This is a genomic window from Candidatus Kryptonium sp. (assembly GCA_025060635.1).
Classification (GTDB): domain Bacteria; phylum Bacteroidota; class Ignavibacteria; order Kryptoniales; family Kryptoniaceae; genus Kryptonium.
The window spans coordinates 116,381-129,038 of record JANXBN010000003.1 but is presented as its reverse complement, the minus strand read 5'-3'; the positions used below and the strand labels follow the sequence as shown (position 1 = coordinate 129,038).

General features: G+C 35.5%; 11 protein-coding genes and 1 tRNA gene. 7 read left to right on the top strand and 5 right to left on the bottom strand.

Translation table 11 applies throughout. From position 1 onward, the window contains the following. Positions 1 to 275: 275 nt before the first annotated feature. From NZ923_06355 to NZ923_06335, 5 genes are read left to right on the top strand one after another with little or no spacing between them, the layout of a single operon-like run. A complete protein-coding gene (locus NZ923_06355; protein ID MCS7229641.1) occupies positions 276 to 569 on the top strand; it encodes a DUF1844 domain-containing protein in 294 nt (97 codons plus the stop codon). A gap of 17 nt (positions 570 to 586) precedes the next feature. Then, entirely contained in the window at positions 587 to 1,477 is an 891-nt protein-coding gene (locus NZ923_06350) for an NAD(+)/NADH kinase (protein ID MCS7229640.1), read from the top strand. Position 1,478: 1 nt separating this feature from the next. After that, on the top strand, positions 1,479 to 2,033 hold the full coding sequence (locus NZ923_06345) for an HDIG domain-containing protein (GenBank protein ID MCS7229639.1): 555 nt from the start codon (positions 1,479 to 1,481) through the stop codon (positions 2,031 to 2,033). Further along, positions 2,030 to 2,560: a VTT domain-containing protein gene (locus NZ923_06340; protein MCS7229638.1), complete on the top strand. Its 531-nt coding sequence runs from the start codon at positions 2,030 to 2,032 to the stop codon at positions 2,558 to 2,560. The genes NZ923_06345 and NZ923_06340 overlap by 4 nt, the downstream gene beginning before the upstream one ends. A gap of 4 nt (positions 2,561 to 2,564) precedes the next feature. Further along, entirely contained in the window at positions 2,565 to 3,026 is a 462-nt protein-coding gene (locus tag NZ923_06335) for a ubiquinol-cytochrome c reductase iron-sulfur subunit (GenBank protein ID MCS7229637.1), read from the top strand. Here NZ923_06335 and NZ923_06330 read toward each other — a convergent pair. Beyond that, complete coding sequence (locus tag NZ923_06330) at positions 3,023 to 6,193, bottom strand: PAS domain S-box protein (GenBank protein ID MCS7229636.1); 3,171 nt, start codon at positions 6,191 to 6,193, stop codon at positions 3,023 to 3,025. The genes NZ923_06335 and NZ923_06330 overlap by 4 nt on opposite strands. A gap of 1 nt (position 6,194) precedes the next feature. Continuing rightward, the gene (locus NZ923_06325; GenBank protein MCS7229635.1) at positions 6,195 to 7,163 is read right to left on the bottom strand and encodes a formimidoylglutamase; all 969 of its coding nucleotides are present in this window, start codon (positions 7,161 to 7,163) and stop codon (positions 6,195 to 6,197) included. A 148-nt stretch (positions 7,164 to 7,311) separates the two neighbouring features. Between NZ923_06325 and NZ923_06320 the strand changes: the two genes are divergently transcribed. Further along, positions 7,312 to 7,384: transfer RNA gene (locus NZ923_06320), tRNA-Gly, on the top strand. A 24-nt stretch (positions 7,385 to 7,408) separates the two neighbouring features. Here NZ923_06320 and sixA read toward each other — a convergent pair. After that, on the bottom strand, positions 7,409 to 7,897 hold the full coding sequence (gene sixA, locus NZ923_06315; protein MCS7229634.1) for a phosphohistidine phosphatase SixA: 489 nt from the start codon (positions 7,895 to 7,897) through the stop codon (positions 7,409 to 7,411). Positions 7,898 to 7,907: 10 nt separating this feature from the next. Then, positions 7,908 to 9,773 carry a S9 family peptidase gene (locus tag NZ923_06310; GenBank protein ID MCS7229633.1) on the bottom strand — a complete coding sequence of 622 codons (1,866 nt, stop codon included), beginning with the start codon at positions 9,771 to 9,773 and terminating at the stop codon, positions 7,908 to 7,910. Positions 9,774 to 9,972: 199 nt separating this feature from the next. Here NZ923_06310 and NZ923_06305 point away from each other — a divergent pair, with 199 nt between their 5' ends. Then, on the top strand, positions 9,973 to 11,151 hold the full coding sequence (locus NZ923_06305) for an acyl-CoA dehydrogenase family protein (protein MCS7229632.1): 1,179 nt from the start codon (positions 9,973 to 9,975) through the stop codon (positions 11,149 to 11,151). A 54-nt stretch (positions 11,152 to 11,205) separates the two neighbouring features. Here the strand turns inward: NZ923_06305 and NZ923_06300 are convergent, their stop codons facing one another. Further along, positions 11,206 to 12,606 (bottom strand): phosphoglucomutase/phosphomannomutase family protein, encoded by a 1,401-nt coding sequence (locus tag NZ923_06300; GenBank protein MCS7229631.1) that lies wholly within the window; start codon positions 12,604 to 12,606, stop codon positions 11,206 to 11,208. Between the last annotated feature and the right edge of the window lie 52 nt (positions 12,607 to 12,658).

Sequence of the window (12,658 nt, the reverse complement as noted above, 5' to 3'; positions counted from 1 at the left end):
ACAAGAAAAATTTAAAGCCAGTTTCACAAGAACAACTTCCCTTAATCAAATATAATTATTTTATGCTCATTTGTCAAATTAAAAAATTTACCGGCAAAGGCGAAGTTAGGGTTTATGAAGATGCGTTCTTTGTGAAATCACGGAACCACCAAACTTAAGCGTGTAATACGAAACCTCGTCAAGAAAGAATAGCCTAAAATACGCTCAATTTGATTTTGTTTCTTTCATTTTTTAAAATTTACAAAGATTTCAAACATAAAACCTGTTAAATCGGTATGAAAGATATGACGCTGTTTGAAAAGCTTGTCTTCATACTTTACACACAAGGGTGGGAACAACTTGGCAAGATACCTAATCCCGCAACTGGCAAAATTGAGAAAAAACTGGAAGAAGCCAGATTCACGATTGATCTACTTGATATGCTGAAGGAAAAAACAAAGGGAAATTTAACAGAGGATGAATCAAGATTCCTTGAATACTCAATTTCGCAGCTTAAGATAAATTATTTCTTTGAAGTTGAAAATGAAAAGAAGCAAAAATCGGAAACAACCACACAAAACCAATCATAAATAAATCTCACATTTAAATGAAATTTGGGATAATAGGTAACCTCGCAAAAGAATCACTCTACGAGATAGTTCTAAACCTAGTAAATCAATTGGAATGTGAAAAAATTCAATTCTTTGTTCAAGAAGAAATAGCAAATGAAATTGAAAAAAGATTTTCAAGAAGGATTGAACCTAAACTAAATCTTATGGATCTACTTGAAAACGCGGACATAATTGTTTCGTTCGGTGGCGATGGTACAATTCTTTCAACAGCAAGATTAGTTGGCCATAGGGAATTACCGATACTCGGCGTAAACTTGGGGAAGCTTGGATTTCTCGCCGAAGTTTCACCAGAAGAGATTTTTGATTTCATAAAAAAAGTTTGTAATGGTGAATACAGAATTGAAAAAAGGATGGTTCTTGAAGCAAATGTAAAAGGGAAAAATGAAAAATACTTCGCTTTGAATGATATCGTAATTGACAGATCTGGTTCAACGCGAGTTGTTGACATTGAAACATACATAAACGATGAATACCTAATAACATACACTGCAGACGGACTTATCATATCTACACCTACAGGTTCAACCGCATATTCCCTTGCTGCCGGCGGACCTATTGTGACACCGTCAAGCAATGTCATAACTCTTACCCCCATTTGCCCCCATACTTTAACTGCAAGACCTGTGGTAATACCAGATGATAGCGTAATTAAAATTAAAGTTGAGTTTTACGAGAGAGATATTTTAATCACAGCTGACGGGCAGATTGAATACAAGATCAAGCCACCTGTTGAGGTTGTTGTAAAGAAAGCCAATTATAAGGTAAATCTCGTGAAACGGCTTGAGATAAGCTATTTTGATTTGTTAAGATCAAAGTTAATGTGGGGAAGAGATTTAAGGATTAAAAAAACAAAAGCGGAACAATGAAATGCCAACTTATGAAGATGCTTTGAACCTTCTTTTTGAATATACCGAAAGCGAAAATCTACGCAAACACGCTTTCGCTGTAGAAGCAGCTATGAGAGCTTACGCTCGTAAATTTGGTGAAGATGAAGAAAAATGGGCAATCGTTGGACTTTTACACGATTTTGATTATGAAAAATTTCCAAGCCCAGATCAACACCCTTGGGTTGGCTCAAAAATACTTGAAGAAAGAGGATATCCGGAAGATATACGCAAGGCGATCTTAGCTCATGCAGATTACACTGGTGTTCCAAGAGACACATTGATGGCTAAGGTTCTTTATGCTTGTGATGAACTTTGTGGTTTTATAACAGCCGTTGCTCTTGTTAGACCGAACAAAAAACTTGAAGAGGTAACGGTTGAATCAGTAAAGAAAAAACTTAAAGACAAAGCATTCGCAAGGTCTGTGAATAGAGATGATATTTATAAAGGTTCTGAGGAACTTGGAATCCCACTTGATGAACACATTCAATTTGTCATTAATGCAATGAAGTCAATATCAGATAAACTTGGGTTATGAATTCAACTTTAATAGTTTATTTATTGCTATCGCTTGGAATTATCCTTCAAGGTGAAATTGCTTTGCTTGGCGTTGGACATTTAATTCATTCTGGAAGCGTTAACTTTTTCTCAATTATCTTTATTGCAACTTTACTTTCCTTCATAAATAATGAGATAATATTCGCCTTATCAAAAGCTGGATTCAAACTTCTGCCAATTCAACATGAGAAAATCTTAAAAACCGGAATGTTAATTGAAAAATACAAAACGCTCCTCCTTCTTTTCTCAAGATTTATTTACGGAACAAGAAATATAATTCCAGCGCTTTTCGGATTGACGGATATAAAGCACCTTGAATTTTCTATTTTAAATTTTATAGGAGCATTAATTTGGGCTTTGACATTTACAACCATCGGGTTAATCTCTGGTAAGACGCTCTCCCTTTTCCTTGATGTTCGGAAATATCAAATGCTTATCTTTGGCTTCTTTTTGGGAATTGCTTTCACAATAACAATGTTGAAGATTTTAAAATTAAAAAGAGGATAAAACTATGTTAAACAATAAATTATCAAGGCGCCAATTTTTTAATCTTGCGGGCTCGTTTATTGTAGCCTCAATTGGTGCTTCAGCGTTTTTCACTTTATTTCACGGTTGCAGAAAAGAAGAAACGAATCCAACTCAACCTCCCACATCGGGAACACGATTCACAATAAAATTAAGTGAGCATCCAGAGCTTGGACAGATTGGAGGATTCAAAACATTTACTGTAAATTCAACTCCTATAATTGTATTTCGCACGGGACAAACAACATTCAAAGCTTTCTCCATGATATGCACACATCAAGGCTGTAGGACTAATTGGGTCAACTCGGAACAACAATTTCATTGCCCTTGTCATGGTTCAAGATTTGATAAAGATGGCAAGGTAATTCAAGGACCGGCAACACAAAACTTGAGAACATATAACACTGAATACAAAAGCGATACAAACGAATTAATTATATATCTTTAAGCCTTGGCTTTCCCGATAAATTTTTCTATTAAAAATTCTATTTTGTCTATATCGTAAGGTTTCTGAATAAATCCGCTTAAACCTTCTTCCGCCATTAATACTGTTGGCGATGGCTCTGTAATGAAATATCCGCTCGTTAAGACGACGCAAGCATTAGGATTTATCTGTTTTATTTTTCTAAATGTTGTAATTCCATCTATCGTTGGCAAACCGATATCTATCAAGGCAAGGTCAATTTTTTCCATGTTCATCTTGTAAATTTCAATAGCTTCATAACCATCATCGGTCGCAAATACCTTGTGTCCCTTTGATTCAAGATATTCTTTCAAAAGATATCTCAAATTATCTTCATCCTCAACTATTAAGATTGTAACTGGTGTAATTTCTTTGACTTCAATTTCCTCTACTTTTTCAACTTTTCTTTCAAATGATGGTAGATAAATATAAAATGTTGTTCCTTTGCCTATTTGCGTTTCATAATTTATGAAGCCATTGTGAGATTGAATAATTTTCAAAACTATCGGAAGCCCAAGACCTGTGCCTTTTTCAGAGGGTTTAGTTGTGAAAAATGGCTCAAAGATTTTATCTTTAATCTCCTCCGGAATTCCAACGCCCGTATCAGAAATTGATATAACGACATACTGATTAGAAGTAACACCTGCAAATTTACCTCTTAAGAACTCTCCATCAACAATTCTAACTTCTATCCTCAAAACCCCTCCATTTGGCATAGCATCCCTGGCATTAATACATAAGTTCATTATCGCTTGAACCATTTGACCGTAATCAACATTTACATAACCTACATTTTCAGCAACTAATGTTTCAACTTTTATATTTTCTGGAAAACTATGAACGACAAGGGTTTTAACTTCTTGAATTAAATCGTTAACATCAATAATTGACATCTTTCCACTTTCCCTTCTTACAAAGTTCAAGAGTCGCCTTGTTATATCAGCTCCTCTTTCAGCACTTTTTCTTAAAATCTCAAGCACTTTTGCTATATCAGGGTCTTCTTCAGGTAATTTTCTTCTTAAAACTTTAATACCCGCTTGTATTGACGAAAGAACATTATTAAAATCGTGAGCAATACCGCTGGATATTGAACCGATTGATTCAAGCTTTTGAAATTGGAGCATCTGTGTCTCAAAAAGCTTTTGCTCACTTATATCACGCTTTATGGCGACAAAATTTGTGATGTTACCCTGACTATCAAACAACGGTGAAATACTCATATACTCATAATAAAAATCGCCATTTTTTTTCTTATTAATCAATTCACCCTCCCAAACCTTGCCGCTTAAAATTGTTTTCCACAGATTCTCATAGAATTTTTTATCGTGTTTTCCACTTTTCAAAATTCTTGGAGTTCGTCCGAGCACTTCGTTAATTTTGTATCCGGTTATTTTTTCAAAAGCAGGGTTAACATATTGTATATTACCATTTATGTCGGTTATTAACACCGCTTCTGAAAGATTTTCAATAACCTTGCTTAACATTAACCTTTCACGCTGTAATTTTTCTTCCTCTGTTACATCCATTGCGATGATTATATACCCATCTACATTTCCAGTGGAAGAAAAAACAGGTTGAATGTCTACGACGAGGGTTATCTCTTTTCCGTTATCTAAGTTGAAAGGCACAAATAATTTTTTTATACCTTCCCCTCTCTCAAGCGTCTTTTTAAGAAGCTCTAAATTGATACTGTTAAAGAAATCTTTTATTCTTTCCTCTGCTACGCTACGAATATCCTCTTCAGATAAACCAAGCACCTTTTTCATTTCGGAATTTAGATAGAGAAGATTTCCACTATTATCAACTCTTAATATTCCAACAGGAGCACTTTCAAGAACTGTTCTTATAAATTTTTCAGAGCTCTTCAACAATTCAAACAATCTGGCATTTTCAATTGCGCTTGCGATTTCTCCACATATATTTACACCAAGTTCAATTTCCTCTTTTCCAAGTATTTTTTTGGAATTGAAATAAATATCAAGTCGTCCTAAAAACTTTTCTCTGTGGACTATCGGGAAAAATGCAAGGGATTTGATACCTTCTTCAACTAAAACATCTTTAAAGTTAAAAAGAGACCTTTCATTTTCAACATCATCAATTACAACAGGAAAAATATACTCTTCACCTCGCCAAGGTGTATATTCCTCAGCAATTTCAATATGTTTATCGCTTAAACCAATTGAAACAGCGCAATTTAAAACCTCGCTTTCTCCCTTTTTATTTTTCAAGAAAACCGCAATTTTGTTTGTCTCGTAACTTTCCATCATCAAGTTTAATACAGATCTCAAGATATCTTCAATATCAAGTTTAAAACCAATCACTTGCGAAACTTTATTTAAAATGTTCAACTGCCTCAATCTTTTCATTGCTTGGTTATAATATTCTGAATTCCTAAAAGCGGTTGCGATTTGAACGGAAACACGAGTTAAAAATTCCCTATCCTCTGGTTTTATCCCATCAATTTTATCGCTTTCAACATTAAGAATTCCAATTACTTCATCCCCAAGCATAAGAGGGACATCAAATTCAGATCTTATGTCCGGATGTTCCTTGATATATCTTGGATCATTTAAAACATCGGGAGAATAAATTGGGCTTCTAAATATGTAAGCATGGTTTATAAGTCCCTTGCTTCCGAATGCAAGTTCGTTAATTAAATATTTTTCTTGAAATCCAACCGAGCTAAGCAAACGAAATTTTTGGTTTTCCTTGTCAACAAGATAAATTGAAAAGCGATAGTAACCCAATGATTCTTTGAAAATTTTTAAAATTTCACCGATTGCATCCTGAATCTGTATATTTGATAGAAGAATGTGATCAATTCGGGATATAATAAAATTCTCAAGATCACGCCGTTTTATCTTTGCAATTAATTTTGAAAGTTTTTCACCAAGTTCACCTACCTCATCCCTTGATTTATAATCAACTTCAATATATTGCCCCTTAAGTACTCGTTCAATTGCAATCTTATATTTTTCAATAGGATTCAAAATCTTCCAAATGAAAACATATCCTGCGCCGAGAGCGAAAAAGATAAGTGTAAAGATCAGTATTGGCTCAACTTTGACACCGAACCGAGAAATGTTTGAGATAAACATTAAAGCAGCAAGAGTGAAAAGAGAAAACAAAACAAATTTTATCTTTAAACTCATATCAACATCCAGAGTTTAATAGACCGGTTAAGAAATTAAGAATGAAAAACGAAGCAAGGCGTGATGTTTTACCATCAATATCAAATTCTGGATTTATCTCAACTATATCAAGAACCTTTACATTTAGGTTTAAACCGCAATATAACGCGATTTTTAAAACTTCTTCAGCAGCCAATCCATCCGGGTAAGTCGCGCTTACGCCTGGGGCATCGGAATTTCTAACAGCATCCATGTCAAAACTCAAATGAATAAAATGTTCGTTTAACTCATTTTTGAGGTCATTCAAAATAAAGTCAATTCCCTTTTCTCTGACATCTTGGAGCGTAAAAATTCTTACACCATTTTCCAAAGCATAATTAAAGTGATAAATTGAATTTGCAAAATCTTGAATTCCGATTTCAAAGATCGCATCGGGTTTAATCTCTAACTCAAGAATTTGCCTAAAAGGTGTTCCGCTATTTCTTAGCTCGGCTTTACGAACATCAAGATGTGTATCAATGTTGATGACAGCTTTTTTGTTTGTTATGTAATTTCTTGCGAAGCCAATATAATTTGGAAACGCTATATCATGTCCCCCACCAATTATGATTGGAGTAATCCCATTTTTAATAAGTTCTTCAACAACGAAAGAAAGTCGCTCATGGATATCTTCAAGAGTTCCATCAGTTTTCAAATTTCCAAGGTCAAAAATTTTTAACTCAGTTATTTGTTTCTTGAATTTAAAATTAAATGGGGTCAAGCGATAAAAATACTTTCTAAATTCATTCGGAGCTTTTGAAGCGCCTGGTCTTCCTTTGTTTCTTTTAACTCCTTCATCCTGTGGGACGCCAAGGATAGCGATATCAATATCTCTAAAATCTTCCCTTTTCCTCAAAACTAAATCACCCATTCGCGGATCGCTCTCATCACCTCTTGAGAAAAACAAAGCATCATCAGGTGGAACTATAAAATCAAAAATTTTTTCAATCATGTTAAAATCAGAAATAAATTTTTACCTTTTACCTATTATCCCGCTTCATTCGGGAAACACCAACTTATTATCTTTCGCAAAGTCAATTTTGCCGTAAAACTTGAATTTTTTGTTTTAAGATATTATATTTATAGTGAATCTTTGACAAGCGGGAGTAGCTCAGATGGTAGAGCGTCACCTTGCCAAGGTGAATGTCGCGGGTTCGAGTCCCGTCTCCCGCTCAACTTTTTTGACTATTTTTTCTTTTATATTGTTTCAATCCAAGTAAACATATCTGGGTGAATTAACCAATTCAAATTACCCCCTGAAGCACCGAATGAAGATATCTCAACGCAGGCAATGCTATTCTTTTTAAATTCAATCGGTTTAGAAATTCCCACTAACCAACCCAAAAATTCTCCAAGATGAGGTTCGTGTCCAACAGCTAGGAGATTGTCACAATCAAAAGATTTTATTATTTTCATCAAGGCTTGAAAGTCGGAACCGGGGATGAGTTCATTTATTTTCACGATATCCGATCGCACCTCAAGTACATCACGAATTATTTCCGCCGTTTGAACTGCTCTAACAAGAGGGCTTGAAACTATCAAATCAACTTTCAAATTCATTTTTTTCAAAAAAGTAGCCATCTTTCTCGTCATTTCTTTTCCAAGTTCGGTTAAACCTCTATCAAAATCACTCATCCCCGGTTTCTTTTGCTCAGCATCTGCGTGTCGTACAAGGTAAATGATCACAAATCAAAGATCATTTTTTATTTTTCACATATTTATCAAGAAACTCAACGATCGCTTTGTATGCTTTAATTCTATTCTTAAGTTTTGAAAGCCCATGTCCTTCATCATCAAAAACAAGGTATTCAACAATTCCACCCCTTGCTTTTATTGATTCAACAATTTGATCTGACTCCGATTTTGGAACACGCGGATCATTTGCTCCTTGAATAATCATAAGAGGTGCTTTAATTCTATCAACATAATAGAACGGGGAAATTTCCTTTAAAAATTCAGCGTCCTTTTCCGGATCACCATACTCAGCCATTCTATGTCTTTGGCGCCATGCGCCTGTATTTTTTAAGAATGTTAAGAAGTTGGAAATTCCAACAAGATCAATACCAGCAGCCCAAAGTTCAGGATAAAATGTAACTGCTGCGAGCGTCATATAACCCCCATAGCTGCCACCATAAACAACGATCTTATTTGGATTAATATAACCAGTTGACTTAAGAAATTCAGGTATCATAGCAACATCTTTTATTGCATCCTTTCGTCTCGTTGTGTTATCAAGTGAAGCGTATGTTTTCCCATATCCAGTGCTTCCGCGGATGTTTGGTGCGTAAACAGCGTAACCGTTATTTACGAAATACTGATAAAGTGCCGAAAATCTTGGCAATTCTTGCGCTTCAGGACCACCATGGATTGAAACAATCACCGGCAATGAAGCATCTTTTTTAGCGTTCTTCGGAAGATAAAGATATCCAGGGATTTCAAGCCCGTCAAATGATTTAAAGCGAACAAGTTTTGGCTCGACAAACGAACTTTGCGGTATTCCAGCGGTTGAACTCTTGGTAATTTGTGAGTAAGTATTCTTTTGTATGTCGTAGTAGTAAATGTCTTGATTTTTTACAGGGCTTAAATATGTAAATATGATCTTTGTCCCATCAGAAGTAAATCTTAAAGTTCCTATGACTCCACCTGCAGGGAAATTCAATTTTCTGCTCTTTCCAGAGTTAATATCCAAGGAATAAACCTCGCTATAACCATCAACATTAAGAACATAAACGAGATATTTGCCATCTTTTGAAAGTTCTATTGTTTCAACATCCCAGTTGGTGTTGTAGATATATTTTAATTTCCCATTTGGAATGTCAATATAGGCTATTCCAACAAATTCTTTTCCTTCATCTGAAAGAAGATAAATTCGCTTGCCATCCTTTGAAAACTCAACTCCGAAGTATCTCGCTGGCTCAGTGTGTGGCGTTATGTTATAAACTTTTCCAGTTTCATATTCTATGAGATAGAGGTCATTATCAAAACTGCTGCGATTTTGAGATACAACGATATATTTATTGTCAGGCGACCATGCGACAACGGAATTATTCCCGTCATTTTGCCATACAAGTTTTTTCTCCCCAGTTTTAATGTTCATAACATAAACATCAAAAAACGCTCTATTTCTTTCATTTGCCGTAAAAGCAAACATGGTTCCATCGTTAGACCAAGCTCCGAAATTATAAATTACATTATCATTATGAGTTAATCTTCTTATTTCACTTCCATCAGATTTCAAAAGAAAGAGTTGGGTATGTTCATTACCTCCGATATCTTTTCCAAAAAGAAGCCAGTATCCATCCTTAGGGTTCCATGAGACAAATTGGACTCTTTCATCAAAAAATGTTAATTGCTCAGGACAACCAGATGTAATGCCGGTCTTCCACACCTGATTTGTCCCAGTTATGTCAGTAAGATAAGCTATAAACTTTCCATCTGGCGAGACGGTTGGACCAGATGCACTCTTGATGTTGAGATATTGTTCAATCGTATAAGTTTGAGCAAACAAAAGAAGGAAAGGTAAAATTGTAAATAGGGCAAGGAAAATAATTTTTCTCCTCATAACTTGCTTAAAAATTTTGTTTAGTTTCAACACTTTAAAAATTATAAAAATTTCAAGTAATGTTCAAACTAATCCCAAAGGTCAGAAAGATGAAGAGACGAACTTAAAAGCTGGTGAAAAAATAAGCATGAAGATTTTGCATTTAGACAGAATTTTTGATAATTTAAATCCGAGCTTCAAAACAAAATCGTTCATTGCTATGTTAGTAGGAACAAAGTTCAAGGGCGTTGACTTCTACAATACCGAAGAACTCCTCACTGAAGAGGAAAAAATGGTTCGTGATACTATTAGGGAGTGGGTTGATGAGAAGGTTATCCCGATAATTGAGAAACATTATATGGAAGGAACTTTTCCGATGCACCTTGTGCCAGAAATGGCAGAGCTTGGGATTTTCGGAGCAACATTGCCAGAAAAATACGGCTGTGCAAACCTTAACAATGTCGCCTATGGTTTAATAATGCAGGAGCTTGAACGCGGGGACAGTGGAATACGAAGTTTCGCATCAGTGCAAAGTTCACTTGTAATGTACCCAATTTATGAGTTTGGAAGCGAAGAACAGAAAAATTATTGGCTTCCAAAACTTGCACGCGGTGAGAAAATCGGTTGTTTCGGATTGACAGAGCCAGATTTTGGGTCAAACCCTGGCGGATTGAGAACAAAGGCAGAATATAAAAATGGTGGATTTGTTTTGAATGGAACAAAAATGTGGATAACAAATGGAACAATAGCTGATGTTGCGGTTGTATGGGCAAAACTTGATGGAGTAATTCGCGGTTTTCTCGTTGAGAAAGGAACCCCGGGATTTGAAGCACCAGAAATGAAAGGCAAACATTCTCTTCGTGCTTCTGTGACAAGTGAACTTGTATTTCAAGATTGCTGGATACCTGAAGAAAACATATTACCCAAGGCGGTAGGTTTAAAATCAGCTCTTATGTGTTTGACACAGGCAAGATATGGTATTGCTTGGGGTGCTGTTGGTGCTGCTATGGCATGCTATGAAACAGCCCTTGAATATGCCAAAACAAGAATACAATTTGATAAACCAATTGCCTCGTTCCAACTCGTCCAAGAAAAGCTCGTTTACATGCTTACTGAAATAACAAAAGCACAACTTTTATGCATTCAACTTGGAAGATTGAAAGACCAAGGTAAAGCTAACTTCGTCCAAGTTTCGCTTGCGAAAAGAAATAATGTCTACCACGCACTTGAAATCGCACGCCTTGCAAGAGATATACTTGGAGCAAACGGAATATTGAACGAGTATCCAGTTATGAGACATATGAATAATCTTGAATCAGTAAAAACTTATGAAGGGACACACGACATTCACACACTTATTATTGGAGAGCACATCACTGGTTATTCCGCATTTACATGAACAACTTAAAACTTAAGGGCGACCCCGACTTCAAACAGTCGGGGTTTTTTGTTTTTATTTTAGATTGACAATCCAATCAAGGACTTTATCAACTTTCTCAGGATCATCCATTTCACAATAGAATCTTAACAATGGTTCGGTTCCCGAAGCCCTCACAAGAAGCCAGCCATTATCAAAGAAGAATTTAAATCCATCAATTGTTAGGACATTGTTAACTTTATAACCCGCAATTTCTTTTAATCCTTTCTTAAGCCTTCCAAGAATTTTCTGTTTGTGTGCTTCTGTGGTGTGAAGATCAATTCTCTTGTAATAGTGAGGACCTATTTCTTCAAAAATTTCATCAACTATTTCAGAAAGTTTTTTCCCTCTTTTGACCATCATTTCACAAATTGTCAATCCAAGAAATAACCCATCTCGCTCTGGTATATGAGTTTTAACTCCGATTCCGCCGCTTTCTTCACCGCCGATCATCACATCCTTAGTAACCATAAGCGTTGCCACATGTTTAAAACCAACAGGTAGTTCATAAACTTTTAAGCCATATTTATTCGCAAGTTTATCAACCATTAATCCAACGGACACAGTTTTAACAACATCGCCTCTTAAACCTTTATCTTCGTAAAAATACTTTAACAAAATCGCAAATACTCTTTGCGGATCTACGAAATTTCCTTTTTCATCAACAGCGCCAATTCTATCTGCGTCCCCATCCGTTGCAAGACCTACATCAAAACCTTTCTCTGGAACAAGTCGCATTAATTCGGCAAGATTTTTCGCAATTGGTTCAGGACTTACTCCACCAAATGAAGGATTAAATTCATTATGAATGACAACCGCTGAAGGTATAATCTCATTCAAAATCTTTTGCCCTGCTCCATACATCGCATCGTGAGCTATTTTCAGCCCTGATCTTTCTATTGCTTCAACATCTATTTTCGTTTTTAAATCATCAATGTAAATTTTTTTCAAGTCAACAAGTTCAATTAATCCCTTATCCTTTAGCTGTTCAAATGACTTTTTCACTTTTTCAATTTCTGACTTTGGGAGTTTATTCGCTTCTTTTTCAACTTTTTCTATGTTCTCAATCTCTTCAGGACCGCCGAAATCCGCTTTTAGCTTATAGCCATTGTATTTATAAGGATTATGGCTTGCGGTTATAACAACTCCTCCAGCACAATTAAATTTTGGAATTGCTAATGAAACTGCAGGCGTTGGGCAATATCCGTCGGACAGTAAAACCTTTATTCCAAAATTCGATATCACGGTTGCAACATGTTCAGCAAACTCTCGTGAGAGAAATCTTGTGTCATATCCTATGACAAGTCCGTTTTTAGCTTTTTTATGTCTTTTATAAAATTTGGCGGTTGCAATTGCAACCTTCGTTAAATTCTCAAATGTGAAATCTTTGGCAATTATACCTCTCCAACCATCAGTTCCAAATTTTATATGTGCCATGTTCTTTTTGGTTTTGTTTTTAATTTGTGCAGATTAAATTTAAAACCTTTTG